General features: G+C 59.2%; 18 protein-coding genes. 8 read left to right on the forward strand and 10 right to left on the reverse strand.

What is annotated here, in order from left to right; all coding sequences use genetic code 11:
• Nucleotides 1–241: 241 nt before the first annotated feature.
• The 7 genes from AC2FIR_RS08035 to xdhA form a co-directional block, all read right to left on the reverse strand.
• Nucleotides 242–1,315 carry a BMP family ABC transporter substrate-binding protein gene (locus AC2FIR_RS08035; protein WP_321254651.1) on the reverse strand — a complete coding sequence of 358 codons (1,074 nt, stop codon included), beginning with the start codon at nucleotides 1,313–1,315 and terminating at the stop codon, nucleotides 242–244.
• A 35-nt stretch (nucleotides 1,316–1,350) separates the two neighbouring features.
• Nucleotides 1,351–2,271 (reverse strand): ABC transporter permease, encoded by a 921-nt coding sequence (locus tag AC2FIR_RS08040; RefSeq protein WP_496747643.1) that lies wholly within the window; start codon nucleotides 2,269–2,271, stop codon nucleotides 1,351–1,353.
• Nucleotides 2,272–2,274: 3 nt separating this feature from the next.
• The gene (locus tag AC2FIR_RS08045) at nucleotides 2,275–3,357 is read right to left on the reverse strand and encodes an ABC transporter permease (protein WP_170614852.1); all 1,083 of its coding nucleotides are present in this window, start codon (nucleotides 3,355–3,357) and stop codon (nucleotides 2,275–2,277) included.
• 63 nt (nucleotides 3,358–3,420) lie between these two features.
• Nucleotides 3,421–4,938, reverse strand: coding sequence for an ABC transporter ATP-binding protein (locus AC2FIR_RS08050; RefSeq protein ID WP_170614851.1), 1,518 nt, complete (start codon nucleotides 4,936–4,938; stop codon nucleotides 3,421–3,423).
• On the reverse strand, nucleotides 4,935–5,870 hold the full coding sequence (xdhC, locus tag AC2FIR_RS08055; RefSeq protein ID WP_496747641.1) for a xanthine dehydrogenase accessory protein XdhC: 936 nt from the start codon (nucleotides 5,868–5,870) through the stop codon (nucleotides 4,935–4,937). The genes AC2FIR_RS08050 and xdhC overlap by 4 nt, the downstream gene beginning before the upstream one ends.
• Nucleotides 5,870–8,272: a xanthine dehydrogenase molybdopterin binding subunit gene (gene xdhB, locus AC2FIR_RS08060; protein WP_496747639.1), complete on the reverse strand. Its 2,403-nt coding sequence runs from the start codon at nucleotides 8,270–8,272 to the stop codon at nucleotides 5,870–5,872. The genes xdhC and xdhB overlap by 1 nt, the downstream gene beginning before the upstream one ends.
• Nucleotides 8,269–9,630 (reverse strand): xanthine dehydrogenase small subunit, encoded by a 1,362-nt coding sequence (xdhA, locus tag AC2FIR_RS08065; protein WP_496747637.1) that lies wholly within the window; start codon nucleotides 9,628–9,630, stop codon nucleotides 8,269–8,271. Before xdhA ends, xdhB begins: the two co-directional genes overlap by 4 nt.
• A gap of 343 nt (nucleotides 9,631–9,973) precedes the next feature.
• Here xdhA and dnaE point away from each other — a divergent pair, with 343 nt between their 5' ends.
• From dnaE to AC2FIR_RS08080, 3 genes are all read left to right on the forward strand, one after another.
• Complete coding sequence (gene dnaE / locus AC2FIR_RS08070) at nucleotides 9,974–13,474, forward strand: DNA polymerase III subunit alpha (RefSeq protein WP_496747635.1); 3,501 nt, start codon at nucleotides 9,974–9,976, stop codon at nucleotides 13,472–13,474.
• A 90-nt stretch (nucleotides 13,475–13,564) separates the two neighbouring features.
• Nucleotides 13,565–13,783 carry a YMGG-like glycine zipper-containing protein gene (locus AC2FIR_RS08075; RefSeq protein WP_170614846.1) on the forward strand — a complete coding sequence of 73 codons (219 nt, stop codon included), beginning with the start codon at nucleotides 13,565–13,567 and terminating at the stop codon, nucleotides 13,781–13,783.
• A gap of 47 nt (nucleotides 13,784–13,830) precedes the next feature.
• A complete protein-coding gene (locus tag AC2FIR_RS08080) occupies nucleotides 13,831–14,199 on the forward strand; it encodes a hypothetical protein (RefSeq protein ID WP_170614845.1) in 369 nt (122 codons plus the stop codon).
• 4 nt (nucleotides 14,200–14,203) lie between these two features.
• Here the strand turns inward: AC2FIR_RS08080 and AC2FIR_RS08085 are convergent, their stop codons facing one another.
• A complete protein-coding gene (locus AC2FIR_RS08085) occupies nucleotides 14,204–14,398 on the reverse strand; it encodes a SlyX family protein (protein ID WP_170614844.1) in 195 nt (64 codons plus the stop codon).
• A gap of 131 nt (nucleotides 14,399–14,529) precedes the next feature.
• On the opposite strand from AC2FIR_RS08085, the gene hisS reads away from it, so the two are divergent.
• Genes hisS through hisG form a run of 3 tightly spaced genes read left to right on the forward strand, consistent with a single transcriptional unit; the run spans nucleotide 14,530 to nucleotide 17,855 of the window.
• Nucleotides 14,530–16,077: a histidine--tRNA ligase gene (gene hisS / locus AC2FIR_RS08090; RefSeq protein WP_496762110.1), complete on the forward strand. Its 1,548-nt coding sequence runs from the start codon at nucleotides 14,530–14,532 to the stop codon at nucleotides 16,075–16,077.
• 3 nt (nucleotides 16,078–16,080) lie between these two features.
• The gene (locus tag AC2FIR_RS08095; RefSeq protein WP_496747631.1) at nucleotides 16,081–17,169 is read left to right on the forward strand and encodes an ATP phosphoribosyltransferase regulatory subunit; all 1,089 of its coding nucleotides are present in this window, start codon (nucleotides 16,081–16,083) and stop codon (nucleotides 17,167–17,169) included.
• Nucleotides 17,166–17,855 (forward strand): ATP phosphoribosyltransferase, encoded by a 690-nt coding sequence (gene hisG, locus AC2FIR_RS08100; protein WP_480491507.1) that lies wholly within the window; start codon nucleotides 17,166–17,168, stop codon nucleotides 17,853–17,855. The genes AC2FIR_RS08095 and hisG overlap by 4 nt, the downstream gene beginning before the upstream one ends.
• Here hisG and AC2FIR_RS08105 read toward each other — a convergent pair whose 3' ends face one another.
• Complete coding sequence (locus tag AC2FIR_RS08105) at nucleotides 17,856–18,287, reverse strand: DUF1489 family protein (RefSeq protein WP_170614840.1); 432 nt, start codon at nucleotides 18,285–18,287, stop codon at nucleotides 17,856–17,858.
• A 129-nt stretch (nucleotides 18,288–18,416) separates the two neighbouring features.
• On the opposite strand from AC2FIR_RS08105, the gene AC2FIR_RS08110 reads away from it, so the two are divergent.
• A complete protein-coding gene (locus AC2FIR_RS08110; RefSeq protein ID WP_496747629.1) occupies nucleotides 18,417–20,702 on the forward strand; it encodes an adenosylcobalamin-dependent ribonucleoside-diphosphate reductase in 2,286 nt (761 codons plus the stop codon).
• A 244-nt stretch (nucleotides 20,703–20,946) separates the two neighbouring features.
• Nucleotides 20,947–21,243, forward strand: a complete 297-nt coding sequence (locus tag AC2FIR_RS08115; RefSeq protein ID WP_496747628.1) for a hypothetical protein — start codon at nucleotides 20,947–20,949, stop codon at nucleotides 21,241–21,243.
• Between the two features lie 7 nt (nucleotides 21,244–21,250).
• Here AC2FIR_RS08115 and AC2FIR_RS08120 read toward each other — a convergent pair whose 3' ends face one another.
• Entirely contained in the window at nucleotides 21,251–23,017 is a 1,767-nt protein-coding gene (locus tag AC2FIR_RS08120; protein WP_496747626.1) for an adenylate/guanylate cyclase domain-containing protein, read from the reverse strand.
• Between the last annotated feature and the right edge of the window lie 204 nt (nucleotides 23,018–23,221).

Consider the following 23,221-nt stretch of genomic DNA (forward strand, 5'->3'; position numbering starts at 1 on the left):
GAGTTGTCTCCGACGTTGGCTTTGGTGTCCAAAAAGGCTGGAACCAGCCAATCGCCAGGGTCCGCAAGCTCGCTGGCGAACGACAGCCAGCAAGGGTCGGGCTTTGCTTGGGGCGATGGGGAACAGTCGCCAACTGATAACAGATCCTGCTGTATTCTGGCGATCTGCCGTGCCGTAGCTGCCACGGAAACAAAAAAGGGTTGGCCCGAGGGCCAATCCCAATGGTTCGATCTTTTGGTGTCTACTGCGGAATCTCGCCTTCCAGACCTTCGACATAGAAGTTCATACCGGCCAGAGTACCGTCATCGGCAACTTCACCTTCGGCCAGCCAGTCGCTACCGTCCTGCTTTTTCAGCGGGCCGGTGAACGGGTGGTAGCTGCCGTCAGCAATGGCTGCCTTCATGGCCAGCGCTTCCTCTTTCACGTCGGCAGGCACTGCGTCCGAGATTTCGCCAATCTCAACCATGCCTTCCTTGATGCCGTCCCAGGTGTTCACGGTTTCCCACGATCCATCCATAACGGCCTGGGTGCGCGCGATGTAGTAAGGCGCCCAGTTGTCGATGATCGAGGATACGCGCGGTTTCGGGGCGTATTCGCTCATGTCCGAGGCCTGACCGAACGTGATGACATTGCCTGCCTCTTGCGCGGCCGCCTGCGGCGCGGTCGAGTCGGTATGCTGCAGGATCACGTCCGCGCCCTGTTCGATCAGAACAGTGGCCGCGTCGGCCTCTTTCGCCGGGTCGAACCAAGTGTAGGCCCAGACAATTTTGAAATCGACATCCGGGTTCACCTTCTTGGCGTGGATGTAGGCTGAGTTGATGCCGCGGATCACTTCGGGGATCGGGTACGATCCGATGTAACCGACGATGTTCGACTGGGTCATTTTCCCTGCGATGTGGCCCTGAACGGCGCGGCCTTCATAAAAGCGTGCCGAATAGACCGAGACGTTGTCGGCAGTCTTGTAGCCGGTTGCGTGCTCGAACTTCACGTTCGGGAATTTCTTGGCCACGTTGATGGTCGGGTCCATGTAGCCGAACGAGGTGGTAAAGATCAGGTCAGCACCTTCCAGCGCCATCTGAGTCATCACACGTTCGGCGTCAGGGCCTTCGGGCACCGATTCAACAAATACGGTTTCGACCTTGTCACCGAAATGCTCCTCAACGGCCAAACGGCCCTTGTTGTGTTCATAGGTCCAGCCGCCGTCGCCCACGGGGCCGACATAAACAAACCCGACCTTGGTTTTGTCTTCGGCCATGGCGCTTGTCGCCAGACCCAGCGCCATGGCGGCGCTTGTCAGAAGTGTTTTGAATTTCATGTAGTTACTCCCCAAGTTGGTTCAGTTGGCCCCGTCTAGTGCGAGGCATGGAAGGTCCGGCCCAGTGAGGCAGGTGCGCTGCTCTTGTCGGCCGAAAGGATCACAAGCACAAGGATCGTGATGATGTATGGCGACATTGCCAGATACTCGACTGGAATGGCAACGCCCGCTGCCTGCAGATTAAGCTGCAACACTGTGATTCCGCCAAACAAATAAGCACCCAACAATGCACGCCACGGCTTCCAGCTTGCGAACACGACCAGAGCCAGAGCAATCCAGCCAACACCGGCGGTCATGCCCTCGGTCCACTGCGGAACACGGATCAGGCTGATGTACGCGCCGCCAAGTCCGGCACAGGCTCCGCCGAACAGGATCGCCATGATGCGGATCTTGATGACCTTGTAACCCAGGGCGTGCGCCGCATCGTGGTTTTCACCCACCGCGCGCAGGATCAGACCAACACGAGTGTATTTCAGCGTGGCCCAGACGGCGGCCGTCAGAGCGATCCCGACATATAGGATCGGATCGTGCTGGAACAGGATCGGGCCAATGACCGGGATATCGCTCAGCACAGGGATATGGATGTCGCCCATGCTGGGCGGTTTGATCCCTACATAGCTCTGCCCCATCAATGCACTGAACCCAAGACCGAACAGCGTCAGCGCAAGGCCACTGGCGACCTGATTGGCCAGCGCCACCTGCGTCAGCAGGACGAACAGAAGGGACAGAACGGCGCCACCGATGGCAGCCGCGATGAATCCCAGCCAAGGCGAGCCGGTTTCGACCGAGATTGCAAAACCGCTGATCGCGCCAACAATCATCATGCCTTCAACGCCAAGGTTCAGAACGCCAGCCTTTTCGACGACAAGCTCTCCGATCGCGGCCAGAAGCAGGGGGGTTGCGGCCACCATCAGCGAGGCGATCAGAAGTACGGGATTGATTTCACCAAGGTCCATGGGTCACGCCACCTCGCTACGGGCCGCACGGATGCGGTAGTTTGTCAGAAGATCGAAAGCCAGCAGGAAGAACAGAAGCATCCCCTGGAACACCTGAATGGCTGCGGCCGGCAGGCCCATCTGAGATTGGGCGATTTCGCCGCCAATATACGTCAGCGCCATCAGGCCACCGGCCAGCAGGATGCCCACCGGGTGCAGGCGGCCCAGAAAGGCCACGATGATCGCAGTAAAGCCGTAGCCTACGTTGAAATCGATGCTGACGACACCGGCCGGTCCGGAGACTTCGAACATGCCTGCCAGCCCGGCCAGCATGCCGGACAGGCCCAGGCAGAACAGGATCAGACGAGCAGGGTTTACACCGGCGAATTTCGCGGCGCGCGGAGCCTCACCTGTCAGGCGGATGTGAAAACCCAGCATGTGACGGTTCAGCAGCACATAGGCAAAGATCACCGCGATCAAGGCGGTCACGACACCCCAGTGCATCCCCGATCCCGCGATCAGTTCGGCATTATGCGCGCTTTCATAGGATTGCAGGTTGCGCGAGCCGGGAAAGCCGAACCCTTCGGGATTCTTCAGCAGGCCAAGAGAAACCGAGGCCAGCATCTGCTCGGCCACATAGACCAGCATCAGCGAAACAAGGATTTCGTTGGTGCCAAAGCGCACTTTCAAAAAGGCCGGGATCATCGCCCACAGCCAGCCGCCAAACGCACCGGCGATGACCATTATCGGGAAGATGTACCAGCCCTCCAATGGGTAGAACGCAAGTCCCGCAGCAGCGCCGAATATGGCGCCCATGATATACTGGCCCTCGGCACCGATATTCCAGATGCCGGCCCGGAAACCCAGCGAAAGGCCAATCGCGATCAGCACCAGCGGCGCGCCTTTCACCAGCAGTTGCGGCCGGTAGTAAAAGGAAAACTCACCGAACAATGGCTCCCAAAAGATGGTGCCGATTGCCTGCAGCGGGTTCTTGCCCAAAATAGCGAACAAAAGCCCGCCAAACACCATCGTTGCCAGCACGGCCACAAGAGGGGTCGCATAAGACCACGCCTTGGACGGCTGCGGCCGTTTCTCCAACACAATCACCTGCTCATCCCTCCAAGTTCTTCATCTTTTTGAAAATACTCCCGCCGGAGGCGGTCAATTTGTCTACACATGCGCCACCTCCATGCCATGCGCGCCGCCCATCATCAGGCCGATCTCATCCACGGTCAGACCTGTGGTCGTGCGTGGCGCGCTCAGGCGTCCTTCATTCAACGCGGCAAAACTGTCCGAGATCTCCATCAGCTCATCCAGATCCTGGCTGATGCAAATGACGGCAGTACCCTTGGCTGCAAGATCCAGAATGGCCTGTCGGATTGAGGCCGCTGCGGCCGCATCCACACCCCAAGTGGGCTGGTTCACCACCAGCACGTCGGGGTTTTGTAACACTTCGCGCCCGATCACGAATTTCTGCAGGTTGCCGCCGGACAGAGACCGGGCCGCATTTTCCGGCCCGGGCGTGCGGACATCAAAGGCCTTGATGATCTTTTCGGCGAAACTCTTGGTCTCGGCCCATTTCAGAAACCCGTTGTTCTCCAGCCCTTCACGGACCGATCCGGTCAGCAGGGCGTTTTCGGTAAGGCTCATATCCGGAGCGGCCGCATGACCCAACCGCTCCTCGGGAGCGGTCAGAACACCCAGCTTTCGCCGTGCGGTCGGACCCAATTTGCCGATCGGCTGTCCATTGAATTTGATCGCGTCGGCTGTTGTCTGAATTTCTCCGGACAGCACGCCAAGCAATTCGTCCTGCCCATTGCCCGCAACACCCCCGATGCCCAGAACCTCGCCCTTGCGGACGGTCATATGGACATTCTTCAGCGCGGTTCCGAATTCAGAAGGCGATGGCACCGACAATCCGCTGACATCCAGCGCAACGTCCCCGAATTCTCGCCCCGATCGTTCCGGCGTTTGCAGGGTCGAACCGACCATCATCTCGGCCATGTCCCGCGCCGAGGTCTCGGACGGAACGCATTCGCCCACATTCTTGCCCAGACGCAGGATCGTGGCGTGATCACACAGCGTGCGGATTTCTTCCAGTTTGTGCGAGATATACAGGATCGAGGTGCCTTCGGACCGCAATTTGTTCAGCGTCTCGAACAGGATATCAACCTCCTGCGGCGTCAGAACCGAGGTCGGCTCATCCATGATCAAGAGCTTGGGCTCCTGCAACAGACAGCGGATGATCTCAACTCTCTGACGTTCGCCCGCGGACAGATCACCCACCGTGCGATACGGGTCTAGCGGCAGACCGTAGGTTTCGGATACTTGCCGGATACGCGAGGCCAGATCTCCCATCGGTGGCGGGTTCTCCATCCCCAATGCGATGTTCTCGGCCACATTCAGTGCGTCGAACAGCGAGAAATGCTGGAACACCATCGCGATCCCGTCGGCCCGTGCGGCACGGGGCTCTGGCGGCGCAAAGGATTGGCCGCGCAACAACATCGTGCCGCTGTCGGGCTTCACCAGCCCGTAGATCATCTTTACCAGCGTGGATTTACCGGCGCCGTTTTCACCCAGCAGCGCGTGAACTTCGCCCTCACCGATGTCAAAAGACACCTGATCGTTGGCCACGACGCCGGGATAGGCTTTGGTCAGCCCCTGCAAGCTTAACAATGGAGTGGTCACGCGCTCAGGTCCTTTTTCAACTCGTTCTGCCGGGCAGGGCGCAAAAGCTGCGCCGCGACGCCAACGGCAATCATCTGCGGGTGTTTGCCCAGTGACGGATCACCGATTGGACAGGTTATCCGGCTGATCCGCTCGGGCGAGTGCCCAAGTGCGGCCAGCCGCGATCGGAATCGCGCCCATTTCGTAGCCGAGCCGATCAGCCCGGCAAAGCGGAAATCGTGCAAAAGCAATCTGTTGCAAAGCTCCAGGTCCAGATTGTGCGAGTAGGTCAGGGCCAAATGCTCTGCGTCTCGCGGTGCATGGCGAACCAGTTCTGCTGGCTTGGCGGCCGGAACAGCGGTTACACCCGGCGGCACCGTTTCCGGGAACCGCTCAGGCCCGGTATCGACCCAGGTGATTGCCAGATCGGGCAAGGGGGACAGGACATCGACCAGGGCACGTCCCACATGGCCGGCGCCCCAGATCCACAGATTGCGGGCCGGTGTGTGAACCGGCTCGACCATCCAGCCGTCTAACAACTGAGGTTCGGGTTCGACACCCTGACCCCGGGCTTGCGCCAGCATCCGTTTGACCGAGAGCGGCATCGCGCCGGTCGAAACCGGGCGAGTGATGATATTGTCATCCAGCCCTTCCACCGCATCCAGATCATAGATCTCGCTGAGCAGCGTCACAGCACCGCCGCAGCACTGGCCCAGATCGGGGCCAAGCGCATGTTGCGTCAGGCGGGACGAAACGGCTTGTGTTCTTGCGGCTTCCGCCGCCTGAAATTCCAAAGTGCCGCCTCCGATCGTGCCGGACTGCCCGTCTTTCCAGACCAGCATCGCGGCCCCGACCTCGCGCGGGGACGACCCCTTGATCCCGGCGATAACCACCCGGACCACCTTGCCGTGGGTATTGACCGCCTCCCTCAAAGCCTCCCGATCAAATCCCATCAGATGCCTCCCTTCATCCTTTGGACGCCGCGCCAGACCTCTTCGGCCGTGGCGGGCGCATCCAATGCCGGATAGCTATCCCCGCAAGCTGCCACCGCATTCGACAGTGCCAGCCAGGCGGAAATGCCCAGCATGAACGGCGGCTCACCTACCGCTTTCGACCGATAGATCGTGTCCTCGCGGTTTTCGCCATCCCAGAGCGCGACATTGAATATGTCGGGCCGGTCGGAACAGGCCGGAATCTTGTAGGTCGACGGCGCATGGGTGCGCAGATTGCCCTTGCCGTCCCAAACCAGTTCCTCGGTCGTCAGCCAGCCTGCGCCCTGAACATACCCACCTTCTACCTGCCCGATGTCCAACGCCGGGTTCAGCGACGCACCAGCGTCGTGCAGGATATCCGTGCGCAGGATGCGGTTCTCACCGGTAAGCGTGTCTACTGCGACCTCGGTGATCGAGGCACCGTAGGCGAAGTAGAAAAACGGGCGACCCCGGCCCTTGATCCGGTCCCATTCGATCTTGGGTGTTTTGTAGAACCCGGTCGCCGACAGGCTGATGCGGCCCTGATAAGCCAGCGCGGCAGCTTCGGCGAAGGTATAGCGTTCCTCTCCGACCGAGACATGGCCGTCCGAGAACGTCACCGCCGACGGATCGGCCTGATGCCGTTCGGCCAGATAATCGGCCATCCGGTCGCGGATCGTGTCGCAGGCGGCTTTCACCGCCATACCGTTCAGATCGCTGCCCGACGAGGCTGCCGTCGCCGAGGTGTTGGGTACCTTCGCGGTATCGGTGGCGGTGATCTTCACCATCTCGAGCGGAATGCCAAAGCGCGAGGCCGCAACTTGCGCAACCTTCTGAAACAGGCCCTGGCCCATTTCGGTGCCACCATGGTTCAGGTGGACAGAGCCGTCCTGATACACATGCACCAGCGCACCCGCCTGGTTCAGGTGGGTCAGCGTGAAGGAAATACCGAACTTGACCGGGGCAAAAGCGATGCCCTTCTTGATCACTCTGTTCTCGGCGTTCCACTTCTCGATGGCCGCCTTGCGTGACGCGTAATCGCTGGTTTTCAGCAGCTTTTCGGTCATTCCGTGCAGTTCGAAATCGCTGACTTCCATCCCGTAGGGCGTGGTGTTGCCGCCTGCGGGCAAGGGGCGCACGGGGGCGTCCCCCATCTCAACAGCGCCGCGGCTGGTCAGGTCTTCGTGCGGATCGGGATGGCCCAGAGGTTTTTCCGCAGGCTCAGCGTCCGCGACAGCATGAGCCGGTTCGTAATAATTCCGGCGGCGCAGTTCGACCGGGTCCAAGCCCAATTCATAAGCTGCGTGATCCATGACGCGTTCGATACCAACCATACCCTGCGGCCCGCCAAAGCCGCGATAAGCGGTGGCGGATTGGGTGTTGGTTTTCAGCCGGTGGCTTTCGATCCGCGCATTGGGCAACAGATAGGCGTTGTCGGAATGCAGCATCGCACGGTCGGCGACAGGCAGGGACAGGTCCTGCGCCCAGCCGCAAATGGCATATTGCAGGAAGGAAACACCCTGAATGTGCCCGTTTTCATCGAAACCGGCCTTGTATGCGATACGGAAGGCGTGGCGTTTGCCGGTGATGATCATGTCATCGTCGCGGTCATAGCGCATCTTGCAGGCCTTGCCGGTGGCGCGGGCGGCCACGGCACAGGATACGGCCAGAGCGTTGCCCTGACTTTCCTTTCCGCCAAAACCTCCGCCCATACGGCGGGTCTCAACACGAACGGCATGCATAGGAACACCCAAGGCATCCGCCACTTTGTGCTGAATCTCGGTCGGGTGTTGGGTCGAGCTGTGCACCAGCATATCCGCGCCCTCATTCGGCACGGCCAGCGCGGCCTGGCCTTCCAGATAGAAATGCTCCTGCCCGCCGATCTCGAACGTGCCTTCGATGACATGCGCGGCCCCGGCGATGGCGGCATCAGCGTCACCTTTGGCATAAATACGGGGACCATCTTCGAACCGGCTGTCCGCGGCCAAAGCCTCTTCGACCGTCAGGATCGGGGTTTCTTCGGCGTAGTCGATTTTGCCCAGCCGGGCTGCCTTGCGCGCGGCCAGATGGCTGGTGGCGATAACAAGGAAAACGGGCTGGCCAATGTAGTGGATCGTGCCATCCGACAGCAAGGGCTCGTCATGGATCGACGGAGAGACATCGTTTACAAACGGCAGGTCGTCGGCGGTCATGACCATGACGACCCCATCGGCAGCTTTCACCGCTGACAGATCCATCGACGTGATCGTACCCTTGGCAATCGGGCTCAATCCAAAGGCCAGATGCAGAGAACCTTTTGGTGTGGGAATGTCATCCACATAGCGCGCGGTTCCAGAGACATGCAGCGGCGCCGCGTCATGGGGGAGGGGTTTGGTCACGCTCATGCGGACACCTCCAATACGTTGGTCACCTCGCCCTGATCTTCGAGGAAATACCTCTCAAGCATCGCTTTTGCGGTCTCCAATCGGTAGGTGGCCGAGGCGCGCATATCCGTCATCGGCGTGAAGTCGTTGGCAAAGGCCGGGATCGCGGCTTGAACGGTTTCGTTTGTCCAGGGTTTACCCGTCAGTGCCGCTTCGACATTGGAGGCGCGCTTTGGAATGCCTGCCATGCCGCCGAACGCGATCCGGGCATCAGTGACCACGCCATCTGTCACGGTGATATTGAAACACCCGCACACGGCCGAGATATCCTGATCGAACCGTTTGCTGAGTTTGTAGGCTTTCAGGCGATCCTCCTGACGTGGGAAACTGACTGCCTCGACGAATTCGCCCGGTGCGCGGTCCTGCTTGCCGTAGTCGATGAAGAACTCCTCCAGCGGGATCGACCGGCGCGTATCACCCTGGCGCAAATGCAGTGTTGCACCCAAGGCAATCAGGGCAGGCGGGTTGTCCCCGATGGGCGAGCCGTTGGCGATGTTGCCACCGACGGTGGCCGCGTGGCGCACCTGAACACTGGCGTAACGGCGGATCATCTCGGCGTAGGAGGGATGCAGGTCGGCCAATGCCTCACCCATGCGGTTCATGTCGACCATGGCACCGAAGCGGATTTCGTCATCCGTGATGGTGATTTCCTTCAGGTCATCGCAACGGTTCAGGAATATCACCGGATCGAGATCCCGCAGTTGTTTCGTGACCCAAAGCCCAACATCGGTCGCGCCGGCAACCAGGGTGGCGTCAGGATGCTGAGCATAAACTGCCGCCAGCTCATCCGTTGACCCCGGCAGCATGGGCGAAGTCACCAGCGTCGCCACCGGCTTGTCCTTGACCCAAACGGGCACCGGTTGCGTTTCGGTCGCTGCAGCCGCGCGTATGATCGGTGCGTATCCCGTGCACCGGCACAGGTTTCCGGCAAGCTGTGTGTCGTGATCCGTGGCACCATTGGCGTGACTTGCCACCATCGACATGACGAAACCGGGGGTGCAAAAGCCGCACTGAGACCCGTGCAGATCAACCATCGCCTGCTGAACAGGATGGGACTCGCCATTTGGGCCGCTGGCACCTTCGACGGTGCGCACCGCTTTGCCGTGTAGTTGAGGCAGGAACAGAATGCAGGAGTTCAGCGCCTTGTGGCCACCCTCATCCGTCACCATGACGGTGCAGGCCCCGCAATCGCCTTCGTTGCAGCCCTCCTTGGTGCCGGTCAGGCCACGATCTTCGCGCAGCCAGTCCAGCAGGGTCGCTGTCGGATTGACATCCGCCAGCTCCACTGTCTCTCCGTTCAGAAGAAACGTGATATTCATACGAGAAACCCGTCGCGTTACCCAGTTGCGCCCGTTAGGCCCTCCTTCGATGCGACGTAGAAAGAGTGGCGGGCGGATAGCTTGCCGTCAGATGTTAGAAACAGCGCGCCTTGTCTGGCAAGAAAAACTGCCTGTACGATACACCATTAGGCACCCGCGACTTGTGAATGTCGCTTTTTCATAACGGTCAGTCGGTTGTTATTAAAGCGCTTTTTGGTAGAAGGCGCCTGCCATCCCCGAAGCACCTTCTGAAAAAGCCGAATAATCGCCGCCGATTTTTCCGGCATTTCAAAGCTGCGGTTCCCGCTTTTGCAACTCCGCAGGGTGGGATAGCGTAGGCGGCATGAGCAGTTCCCCTCGATTCATTCACCTCCGCGTTCACACAGAATATTCTCTTCTCGAAGGCGCCGTGCGGCTGAAAAAGCTGCCCGCCCTGTGCGAGAAGATGGAGATGCCTGCCGTTGCCGTGACGGACACCAATTCCATGTTCTCCGCGCTCGAGTTTTCGGTAACGGCCAGCGGTGCCGGTGTGCAGCCGATCATGGGTTGCCAGGTGGACCTGACCTATGTGCAGGCGCAACCCGGCGAAAAACCCAAGTCGCCCGCGCCGCTGGTGCTGCTGGCGCAGTCCGAGGTTGGATATGAGAACCTGATGAAGCTCAGCTCCTGCCTTTATGTGGACAAGGGCGGGCAGCTTCCGCAGGTGACCTTGGATGAACTGGCCGACCGCTCAGACGGTCTGATCTGCCTGTCCGGCGGTCCCGACGGGCCGGTCGGGCGGTTGCTGCAACAGGGGCAGCGCCCGGCGGCAGAGGCTTTGGTTGACCGATTGGCCGCGATGTTTCCGGACCGGCTTTATATTGAACTGCAACGCCACCCGGGCGAGGATGGCCAGCCCGAAGCGGAACGTCTGACCGAGCGTGGCCATGTCGAGATGGCCTATTCCAAGAACCTGCCGCTGGTCGCCACAAATGACGTCTATTTCCCCACCTCGGATATGTATGAGGCGCATGATGCGCTGATCTGTATCTCGGAAGGGGCTTATGTCGACCAGCAGGAAGGCCGCCGCCGTCTGACCGCGCAGCATTATTTCAAGTCGCAGCAGGAAATGGTGACTTTGTTCGCCGACCTGCCGGAGGCGATCGAAAACACAGTCGAAATCGCGAAACGCTGTGCCTTCATGGCCTATCGCCGCGATCCGATCCTGCCGAAATTCGCAGATGACGAGGTTGCCGAACTGCGTCGCATCGCAAATGAGGGTTTGCAGAAACGTCTGGCCGTGATCCCGCATGCCATGACGCCTGAGGAGTATCAGGAACGGCTGGATTTCGAACTGGGTATCATCGAAGGCATGGGTTTCCCTGGTTACTTCCTGATCGTTGCCGACTTTATCCAATGGGCCAAGGACCACGACATTCCGGTTGGGCCGGGGCGGGGGTCGGGCGCGGGATCGCTGGTGGCCTATGCGCTGACGATTACCGACCTTGACCCGCTGCGCTATTCACTTCTGTTCGAACGCTTTCTGAACCCCGAGCGGGTTTCGATGCCTGACTTCGATATCGACTTCTGCATGGACCGCCGTGAAGAGGTGATCCGCTACGTGCAGCAGAAATACGGGCGCGACAAGGTCGGGCAGATCATCACCTTCGGCGCGTTGCTGTCCAAGGCCGCCGTGCGCGATATCGGGCGGGTGTTGCAGATGCCCTACGGCCAGGTGGACCGCCTGTCCAAGATGATCCCGGTTGAAGGCGTTAAACCCGTTTCCATCGAAAAGGCGCTGAAGGACGAGCCGCGCCTGCGCGAAGAAGCGCGCAACGAAGAGGTCGTGGACCGCCTGCTCACCTACGGCCAGCAGGTCGAAGGGCTGCTGCGGAACGCCTCGACCCACGCGGCGGGTGTTGTGATCGGGGACCGTCCACTTGACGCTCTGGTGCCGATTTATCAGGATCCGCGGTCCGATATGCCGGCAACCCAGTTCAACATGAAATGGGTCGAACAGGCCGGGCTGGTGAAGTTCGACTTTCTTGGTCTGAAGACGCTGACCGTGATCCAGAACGCGATAGATCTGATCTTCAAATCCGGGCGGCCCCTGCATGTGGCGGCAGATGGTACGGAACTCTATGAACCCGCCGAGGGGGCGGAAAACCAGATCAACGCCATCCCACTGGATGACGAGGCCACGTATAAACTCTATTCGGCGGCTAAGACGGTGGCGGTGTTCCAGGTGGAATCTTCGGGCATGATGGATGCGCTCAAGCGCATGAAACCGACCTGCATCGAGGATATCGTGGCCCTTGTGGCGCTGTACCGTCCGGGCCCGATGGAAAACATCCCGACCTATTGCGAGGTCAAGAACGGTCTGCGCGAGATCACCTCGGTTCATCCTCTGATCGACCATATCCTTGAGGAAACACAGGGCATCATCGTTTATCAGGAACAGGTGATGCAGATCGCGCAGGTGATGGCGGGGTACAGCCTTGGTGGCGCGGACCTGCTGCGCCGCGCGATGGGTAAGAAGATCAAAGAGGCGATGGACGCCGAGCGCCCCAAATTCGAAAAGGGCGCGGGCGAGAATGGCGTGGATGCCAAGAAAGCCTCCGAAGTCTTCGACCTGCTCGAGAAATTTGCGAACTACGGCTTCAACAAATCCCACGCCGCCGCCTATGCGGTAGTCAGCTATCAGACTGGCTGGCTGAAGGCGAACCACCCGGTCGAGTTCATGGCGGGCGTCATGAACTGCGATATTCACCTGACCGACAAGCTGGCCGTCTATTTCGAAGAAGTCCGCAAGGGGCTTGAGCTTCCTTATGTGCCTCCCTGTGTAAACCGCTCGCTGGCGACTTTTGACGTTGTGAACGGAGAGCTGGTTTACGCGCTGGGCGCGCTCAAGAACGTAGGCGTCGAGGCGATGAACCTTGTTGTCGAAGGGCGTGGGGACAAGCCGTTTGTAAACCTCTTTGACTTTGCCCGCCGGGTCGATCTGAAGAAGGTCGGTAAACGTCCGCTGGAAATGATGGCGCGGGCCGGGGCCTTTGATCAGCTCGACAAGAACCGCCGCCGTGTCTTCGAAAGTCTTGAACAACTGGTGCAGTATTCGGCGGCGATCCACCACCAGAAGAACTCGAACCAGGTGTCGCTGTTCGGTGAGGCAGGGGATGATCTGCCCGAACCGCGGCTTTCCGCGACCCCCGACTGGTTGCCGGCAGAACGCTTGAGCGAAGAGTTCAAGGCAATCGGCTTCTATCTTTCAGGCCACCCACTGGACGATTACATGCCTGCGCTGAAGCGCAAGCAGGTTTTGACCCTGGACGAAGTGACCGAAAAGGCGCGTTCCGGCCCTTTGATCGCCAAGATGGCCGGTGTCGTTGCCGGACGACAGGAGCGCAAGTCAGCGCGCGGCAACCGCTTTGCCTTTGCACAGCTTTCTGATCCGACCGGAGCTTATGAGGTCACGCTGTTCTCGGATACGTTGGAGAAATGCCGGGAATTTCTCGAAACCGGCGCGCAGGTTGTTCTGACCGCCGAGGCGACGATGGAGTCGGATCAGTTGAAACTGCTCGGGCGATCTGTTGGGCCAGTGGGCTCGGTGGTGGCCGAGGCGGGCGCAACCGGGCTGCGCATCTTCGTGGATCAGCCGCAGGTTCTGCCCACCGTCGCCAGGGTTTTGGAAGACGCTGCCGGTGCAGCCAAGGGCGCGGCGAAGGGGCCGATCCATCTGTGTCTGCTTGACCCGGGCTTGCCTGGGGATGTGGAAATGGATCTGGGGCAGGATTTTCCGATCAACCCGCAGATCAAAGGCGCGATCAAATCGCTGGATGGCGTGATGTCGGTCGAGGAAATCTGACATCTAACGGCTTGTTGCCAGAAGATTGCCGCCAAGCTAGGCTGGAATTCTACCTATATTCATTTGGGTTAAGTCATGGGAGGACGCCAAATGGGGATTTCAGGAAGACGTCTGGGAATACTGGTCGCTGCTGCTGTGGCGTCACTGGCATTGTTGCCCGCAACACAAGCTTTGGCGGATAAGGACAAGCAGGAAGACGCGCTCAAAGGCGCTTTGATTGGCGCGGGCGTTGGTGCTTTGGTCGGCGATGGCAAGGGGGCCGCTGCCGGGGCCGTTGTCGGGGCCATCATCGGCGCCAACAAAAAGTAACCACCGATCCCAAAAAAGGATCGATGCCCAATTTGAGAGGACTTGCCATGCGTTTTCACGGGTTCAAACTGATTTCGATGGTCGCTTTTATCGCCGCGCCGGGATTTGCGCTGGCCGATGACGAAGCGGACCAGATGATGCAGGAAGCGCTGCCGCTGATGTACCATACCTGCGCATCAGTCATCGAAGAGGCAGACGGGAATGACGAGTACGTCCTGGACGTGGTCGGAAAGATGACGGCCCTGTCTCTGTACAATCGCCAGATCGACATCGAACAATACGCCGCGTCCGAGGACGACAAAGCCAAGCTGCGCGAAACCTTCCTGGCCGCGCTGACCGAAGGATGCACCGGGGACGAGGATGCGCTGCTGGGCGGTGTTGTGGACAGTGCGGTGAAATCGACGCTGGGACTGTAACCCTTTAGTAATGCGGCGGGCGCTCGTCGCCGAATACGACACCGCCGGACCCTTCCTGCGCGCGCTCAGCCTCACGTTGCAACAGCATCTCAACTCTGCGGGTCAGGCGTTCAATCTCGGTTTGTTGCCGCGTGACAACCGCGTTCAGGTCTTCGACTGTACGGGTGAGGTGGGCGATCTGTTCTTCCAGATGCTGCATGGGTGGCTCCTGTCTCTGGGGCTGGTCATAGCGACCCTGTGACGCCGTGGCCAGAGAAAGCGCGCCTTGCCCCGAAACAGACCATGGGATAGACCGCGCGCGGAACAAGAAAACTCCCAAGGACGCCCCACATGGCCAAGCCCAAGAAACAGCCCCGCCCCAAGGCCGAGACGCCGAAAGGGTTCCGCGACTATTTCGGCCAGGAAGTCACGCAGCGCACCGAGATGCTGCGGGCTATTGCGGACGTCTATCATCGGTACGGGTTTGACGCCCTGGAAAGCAGCGCAGTGGAAACTGTCGAGGCGCTGGGCAAATTCCTGCCCGACGTGGATCGCCCGAACGAAGGCGTGTTTGCGTGGCAGGAAGTGGACGAGAACGACAAGGGCGACTGGATGGCCCTGCGTTACGACCTGACCGCACCACTGGCGCGGGTCTACGCACAGCACCGCAACGATCTGCCGACGCCCTATCGCCGTTATGCAATGGGGCCGGTCTGGCGGAACGAAAAGCCGGGTCCGGGGCGGTATCGCCAGTTTTATCAGTGTGATGCCGATACGGTCGGTACGGCCTCAATGGCCGCCGATGCCGAGATCTGCGCCATGCTGTCGGATACGTTGGAAACCGTCGGCATCCCGCGCGGCGACTATCTGGTGCGGGTGAATAACCGCAAGGTTCTGAATGGTGTGTTGGAGACCATCGGTTTAGGAGACGTAAAAGCGGGGCAAACAGCAAGTCCTCAAGAAGCGTTTAATAAACAAGTTCAGAAATACAATCACATCGTTGTGAACAACGTACTTCGTACTATCGACAAGTTTGACAAGGTCGGTGAACAGGGCGTTCGCGAGTTGCTAACGCGCGGACGCAAGGACGCTTCGGGAGCGTTTATCGCAGGTGCCGGTCTTAACGAAGAACAAGTTAAACCAGTGATCGATTTCCTTACGGCACGCGGCTCAACTAATGCCGACACTTTGCTAAAACTGATGGTTGCGGTTGGAGATAGCGCGATAGGTGCTGAAGGAATCGCTGAGCTTCAGGAAATTGTGCAACTACTTGCATCACAAGGTTACGATGAGGACCGTATCGTCATTGACCCGTCAGTGGTGCGCGGATTGGGCTACTATACAGGCCCTGTCTTTGAGGCCGAATTGACCTTTGAGATTTTCGACGAGAAGGGACGTAAAAGGCAATTTGGTTCCGTTGCAGGGGGAGGGCGCTACGACGATCTGGTTGCCCGTTTCACGGGGCAGAAAGTGCCTGCTGTTGGCATCTCCATCGGTGTTGATCGCCTGCTGGCCGCGTTGCGGGAAAAGGGCCGCATCGCAGCGCAGGCCACTGGCCCCGTGGTTGTCACCGTCATGGACCGTGACCGCATGGCTGATTATCAGGCAATGGTCGCGGAACTGCGCAACGCAGGCATTCGGGCCGAAGTTTATCTGGGCAATCCCAAGAATTTTGGCAACCAACTGAAATATGCGGACAAGCGGAATTCGCCCATTGCAGTGATCGAAGGCGGTGACGAAAAGGCCAATGGCATCGTGCAGATCAAGGACCTTATCCTGGGCGCGAAGATTGCCGAAAGCGCCACGCTCGAGGAATGGAAAGAACGCCCCAGCCAGTTCGAAGTGCCGCGCGGCGATCTGGTCGCCAAGGTGCGTGAAATTCTGAACAGTCAGGACTGACGCATGCCCAACCGCTCTCAGATTCAGGCCCGCGCCGCGATGATGCGCGTCCGGTTCGAGGCCGCCGGGGCGCAGGTGGTCGATCCGCCTTTGCTGCAATCGGCAGACTTGCTGCTGGATCTCTACGGCGAGGACATCCGGGCCCGGGCCTATGTGACCTCGGACGCGCTGCGCGGCGAACAGATGCTGCGCCCGGATTTCACCCTGCCCGTGGTGCAGATGCACATGAGCGAAGGTGCCGAACCCGCGCGCTACACCTATTCGGGCGAGGTTTTCCGGCGTCAGGAACACGATCTGGACCGCGCAAACGAATACATTCAGGTCGGGTACGAGGTTTTTGATCGCGACGATCCCGCCGGAGCGGACGCCGAGGTGTTCTCGCTTTTTGCGCTGCAGCTTCGTGGTTTGCCCCTGCGCGCAGCCACTGGCGATATCGGTATCCTGACCGCAGCCGTTCTGGGCCTGAGCACGACTGAACGGCGTAAGGCCGCGTTAATGCGGCACCTGTGGCGACCCCGCCGGTTCCGTGTTCTTCTGGACCGGTTTGCCGGACGTAAACCCGCTCCGGCGGGCCGGGATGCATTGTTGGACGCGCCCGATCCGATGGCATTTGATACACCCATAATCGGCAAACGCCGCGCATCGGAAATCGAAGCCCGCATCGCGGCACTGCGCGAAGACCGCGAGACGCCTCCGATTTCGGACAGCGAACTGGCCGGTCTGGAGACGCTGCTGAATGTCCGCGAAACGATGCCTTTCGCGCTTGAGCGCTTGCGCGATGTGGCCGTTGATCTGCCGCAGATCACCCCTGCGCTGGATCGGCTCGAGGCGCGGATTGCCTCGCTTCAGGCGCGTGGGGTCGACGTGGAACGGCTGGATTTCGAAGCCGCCTATGGCCGGACATCCATGGAGTATTACGACGGGTTCGTATTTGGCTTCTACGCCGAAGGTCGTCCCGATCTGCCGCCCATCGCAACCGGCGGACGCTACGACGCGCTGACCCGGCAACTGGGCAACGGCGCGGAAATTCCCGCAGTGGGTGGTGTCCTGCGCCCCGACCTGATGCTCGAGATCGAGGAGGGCGCAAGATGAGCCTGAAACTGGGCGTTCCCTCGAAGGGCCGGCTGATGGAAAAGACCTTCGCCTGGTTTGAAAAGCGTGGCATCACCCTGTCGCGCAGTGGATCAAACCGCGAGTATTCGGGCAAGGTTGAGGGGATCGACAACGTATCGCTGATCCTGCTGTCGGCGGGGGAGATTCCGCGGGAACTTGCAGCAGGGCGGATCCATCTGGGCGTGACGGGAACGGACCTTGTCCACGAAAAATTGCCCCGCTGGGAACAACAGGTCGAAGAGATCGCGCCATTGGGGTTCGGAAATGCCGATTTGATCATTGCGACACCTGCCTGTTGGGTCGATGTGGACACGTTGGACGATCTGGATGCTGCAGCGGCGGCGTTCCGCAAGGTGCACGGCCACCGGCTGCGCATTGCCACCAAATATCATCGGCTGGTGCGTGAATTCCTGACCGAGGCGGGCGTGGCCGACTACACTCTGGTCGACAGCCAGGGCGCGACCGAAGGCACGGTGGTGAACGAAACCGCCGAGGCGATCGCGGACATCACGTCAACCGGGGAAACCCTGAGGGCCAACCATCTGAAAATCCTGTCGGATGGACTTATACTGCAGTCGCAGGCGACACTTTGGTGCAGCCGCGTCGCGAACTATGACGCTGACGACAAGGCCGTTCTGTCCGATCTGCTGGACCGGCTGGGCTAATTACAGCACACCAATCTCGGCCAGCGCGCGGTTCAGATCATCGGGCAGGGCATCGTCCTGCTCGCGTCCCTGTGGCAGATCGGCCGGAGTATCCTCGGGTTTCAGATAGCGCCAGCCCTGAAACGGGCGTTTCAGCGCGGTCTGCGTACGGTGTATCTCGGGGTCCAGCACGATGGCACAGCGGCGGATGCCGTCTTCGCCGCGTACCTCGTCCAGCCGCAGGATGCGTTGGCGGCACTGGATGACGCCCTTGATCACCCAATAGATTGATCCGCCGTTCAGAATTTCGGCCTCACGCTTGGGCCACATACGGGTGACGTGGCGCGGGCAGCCGTCCTCATAAAGCGCTATGCGGCCGTCCTGCCACGCCATCAGCGTGTCTACGCTTTCCGAGCCGACGGATAGTTTTATGAGGTTTACGTACTTATCCACAGCTTTCCCACAGAGTCGTCCCGAAGTGCATCTTTATATTGTAGCTCGTAAGGCGCAGTCATCAAGGTGTTGTGGCAGGGGCAGGGTTTGGGGTAGTCTGGATACCTCTTTCAGTACAGGGAATCACCAATGAGCCGCTTTGCCGCCCCCATCGCCGAGCAGATCTGGGATATGAAATACCGCTTTAAAAAGGCGGATGGCACGCCCATCGACCAGACGGTCGAGGATTCCTGGCGGCGCATCGCCCGCGATCTGGCGCAGGTCGAAAAGGACCCGGCGCATTGGGAGCAGAAGTTTTTCGAGGCGCTGGAAGATTTCAAATACCTGCCAGCGGGCCGTATCACCGCAGGCGCAGGGACAGCGCGGCGTGTGACCCTGTTCAACTGCTTTGTCATGGGAACGGTTCCTGACAGCATGGGCGGCATTTTCGATATGCTGAAAGAGGCCGCGCTGACGATGCAGCAGGGTGGGGGGATCGGCTATGATTTCTCGACCATCCGACCGCGGGGCGCGGATGTGCACGGGGTCGCGGCGGACGCATCCGGTCCGCTGTCGTTCATGGATGTGTGGGACGCGATGTGCCGAACCATCATGTCCGCCGGATCGCGCCGGGGCGCGATGATGGCGACCATGCGGTGTGACCATCCGGATATCGAGCAGTTCATCACCGCCAAATCCGACCCGGCCCGTCTGCGCATGTTCAACATGTCGGTGCTGGTGACGGATGCCTTCATGGAAGCGGTCAAGGCGGACGGCCCGTGGGAGCTGGTGTTCGGCGACAAGATCTATCACACCGTTCAGGCGCGCGATCTGTGGAACAAGATCATTCAGGCGACCTATGACTATGCCGAACCGGGTGTGATCTTCATCGACCGGATCAACCAGGCCAACAACCTTAGCTACGTGGAAACCATCGCGGCCACGAACCCTTGTGGAGAACAACCGCTGCCGCCCTACGGCGCTTGCCTGCTGGGGTCGATCAACCTGGCGCGACTGGTGGCAGAACCGTTCGAACAAGGTGCCCATCTGGACGAGGCGGCGATGCAGGAACTGGTCGCCACGGCGGTTCGGATGATGGACAATGTGGTCGATGCGTCAAAATTCCCGTTGCCTGAACAAGCCGCCGAAGCACAGGCCAAGCGCCGTATCGGCCTGGGTGTGACCGGGCTGGCGGATGCTCTGCTGATGCTGGGCCTGCGTTATGGCTCGGACGAGGCGGCGCGTCAGACCGAGCGCTGGTTGCACGCAATAGCCCGCGCCGCGTATCTGGCGTCGGTGGACCTGGCAAAGGAAAAAGGCGCATTCCCCCTGTTTGATGCCGAGAAATACCTGGCCAGCGGCACGATGCAGCAGATGGATGACGATGTGCGCGATGCAATCCGCGAACACGGTATCCGCAACGCTTTGCTGACGTCGATTGCACCGACCGGAACGATTTCCCTGTACGCCGGGAACGTGTCGTCCGGGATCGAGCCGGTCTTTGCCTATGCCTACACGCGCAAGGTGTTGCAGAAAGACGGATCGCGAACCGAGGAAGAGGTCGTGGATTACGCCGTGCAGATGTGGCGCGACAAGTTCGGTGACGAGGCGTTGCCAGACTATTTCGTGAACGCACAAACTCTGACACCGCTGGATCATGTGAAGATGCAGGCTGCCGCGCAGAAGTGGATCGACAGCTCGATCTCCAAGACGATCAACTGCCCCGAAGACATCAGCTTTGATGCCTTCAAGGACGTGTACATGCAGGCCTGGGATCAGGGCTGCAAGGGCTGTACCACCTATCGCCCGAACGATGTGACCGGATCGGTTCTGACCGTCTCGGAAAGCTCGGACAAGGCACCTGGCGAAAGCGCCGACGCCCCACACGAAGCCGATGGCGGCGATGTCATCTACATGTCCGAACCGCTGGACCGACCCCAATCGCTGGAAGGTTCAACCTACAAGCTGAAATGGCCGGACAGCGAGCACGCGATCTATCTGACGATCAATGACATCGTGATCGCGGGCCGTCGTCGACCATTCGAGGTATTCATCAACTCGAAGAACATGGAGCATTACGCCTGGACGCTGGCCCTGACCCGCATGATCTCGGCCGTGTTCCGGCGCGGTGGCGACGTGTCCTTCGTGGTCGAGGAGCTGAAAGCGGTGTTCGATCCGCGCGGCGGCGCCTGGGTCAAGGGAAAATACATCCCCTCGATTCTGGCGGCGATCGGCGGAGTCATCGAGCAGCACTTGATCAACATCGGCTTTCTTGAGGGCGAAGGCATGGGCTTGAAGTCCGACCCGCAGGCACAGGTGGTGAACATGGACGCACCACGCGGAAAGGCCTGCCCTTCATGTGGCCAATTCGACATGGTGATGATCGAAGGTTGCATGACATGCCGGAGCTGCGGGCACTCCAAATGTGACGGATGATGCTTGAGCTGCGCTGTTGAACCGTTAAGCAATACGAACCCATTTCGGCGGTTTTGGCACCCATTAACAAGGTCAGTAGCGCCTATTATTCGTAAATCTGAGGCCAAAAAGGGAAATAAGACGCCGGGTCATTAATCGCCGGCGCCTTGGTTTTGTTGGTTCGAGTTTGCTAGTGCGCGCCGAAGCCAGACGATAATTGAAGGCAACAGGCGTTAGAAAGCGAAATCTACTGCGCCTGCCGTCAATGTTTGAGTTGCGCAGAAACGAACTTTTTAACGTGCAGACGAACCCAAAACCCAATTTCGGAGGCAGCAGCGGTTGTCCGGGGCAGTTTCACGCAACATGGGCAATAAAAATTCTCGCTGATGTTACAACAGGCAATACGGCGGAGCTTGGAGCCGCCTCAGCAGGTGTCACGAACTGGTTTTGCGCGCCGTCAGTTGTTTCTGAACAAATGCGTTCTGATGAAAAAGAGGGTTCGACACATCTCGTGTGTTTGCCTGTGTGGCGGGTTTGCAAGGAAGCATTTGCCGTGTTTTGAAAGTTTGTCACACGACCGCACGCAAGAGACCGTTGTTCATGATGGCCAGCACCTGGTACATCTCTTCCCGAAGCTGCTCATTGCGCCGCTTGTCTTGGAAGCGTTCGACAGAAAGAAACCCTTCTATATCGAATTCCGGATCAATCGTGGCCAATCGTCGAATGGCGCGATTCAACCGCTCTGGGTCGCCTAAATGCAGGGCAGCTGCGGCTCGATATGCGGCTGCGCGCCGGGTCCTTCGTGGGAATGCTGTTGCTGCCTGAAAACAGGCTTCCCAGTCCCCCAAAACATAATGCGCAATGACGCCCACTTCCCGGCAATACTCTGGAAGGAACGGGTCAAGAGCTTCGGCGCGCCTTTGGAAGACCAACCCCTTTTCTCCGTCGCCCAGATAATTGTGAACATTGCCCGCGTGCGCCACTATGTACGCGTGGTTTGGCGTAATCTCGAGCGCGCGCGTGTAATGATAAAGCGCATTGTCAAAGTCCTCTTTGTACAGGGACAGTGACCCCATGATCCGATGCACTTCAGCATCATTACAGTCCAGTTCCAAAGCGCGCCGCCCCATTTCCCAGTAGCGGTCTTCGTCCTTTATCCCAAGCCATTCGTCCCGCGTTGCTACAGCACAGGCCAGCCATGCCTGAGCGCGACCGAACGCCGGATCTTTTTCCAAGGCTCTATTAAACCACTTAATGGCGGATTCGGCATTCTCGCGTGTGACCCCGCCAATGCGGTGATGGTGAAGCCCTCGCTTCAAGCAATCATAAGCCGCCATGTCTTCCGTAGGTTTTTCCCGGGCAGATTTTTCCGCTTGCCGCTCGACGCGACCCGCGACGGCGGCCGAGATTTTGGCAACCATATCGTCCTGAACATCGAACAATTCGTGCACGTCGCAGTCGTAGTTTTCGGACCAAACCTGCGCACCACGAGCCGCATCAAAAAGATGCGCGGAAATCCTCACGCGGTTTCCCAAAACCCTTACGCCCCCCTCAACCGCATACCGAACACCCGTTTCGTTACATATCGTTTCTGGCGTGCAATCGCGTCCTTCCAACGAGAAGCTGGCATTTCGTGAAATCACGAACAACTCGGTGAAGCGGGAAAGCTCTGTGATAACGTCTTCTGTAAAACCTTCCGCAAAGTACTGCTGCTCTGGATCGATATTGCGGTTCTGGAAGGGAAGAACAATAACACCGTTATCACGTTGCTGAGGCTTGGCAGCCTGTGATTGAGGCAAGCCTTTCGTAAGCATGCAACTGTGCAGTCCGAGGTCTCCCTCAATCGCATAAAGTTCGATTGCATCTTCAATATTTTTGAAACGCCGGTGACCCATGGGCATGAACCGCACCTGCGCCCCACGTTTGGCTTGTTCGAATACTGCGCTTGAAACCAGAACTCCGCCCGGCTCAGCCTCTGCCTGAATGCGCGCGGCGATATTCACACCGTCTCCCAGAAGATCTTTCCCATCAACAATCACATCGGCAAGATGTATGCCGATCCGCAACTGGAGGCCGATTTCCTGTGCGTTATGAGGGGCCGATAGTTCACGCTGCAATTCAAAGGCCCCTCGGACCGCTGAAACCGGACTGGTGAACTCCGCCAACGCTCCATCACCAGCCCAGCTTATGACCCGAGCACCATGACGCTCCGCCAAATCGCTGACGATATCCCGCAATCGCTTAAGGCGCTTAACTGTGTCCGCTTCAGAGCGTTGCATCAACGCGGAGTATCCGACAACGTCCGTCGCAAGCACTGTGGCAAGACGCCGTTCCATTCTGATCTCCCGGCTAACGAGCTTTAGCAGTATATCATTTTGAAAGACTTAAATCGATTGTTCCCAGTGGGGACCGGAGGAAAATCAGAAAGAATGCTGAATGCCAAAGCGACAGCAAGCGGATTGAAGGCCAATGGCAAAACTTGTTGCTTCCAGCTTATAGGCAAGCTTTGAAAAAGCCTCCGCAAGGGATCTGGCTGTTCG

The organism is Ruegeria sp. CDSB136, from assembly GCF_059610965.1.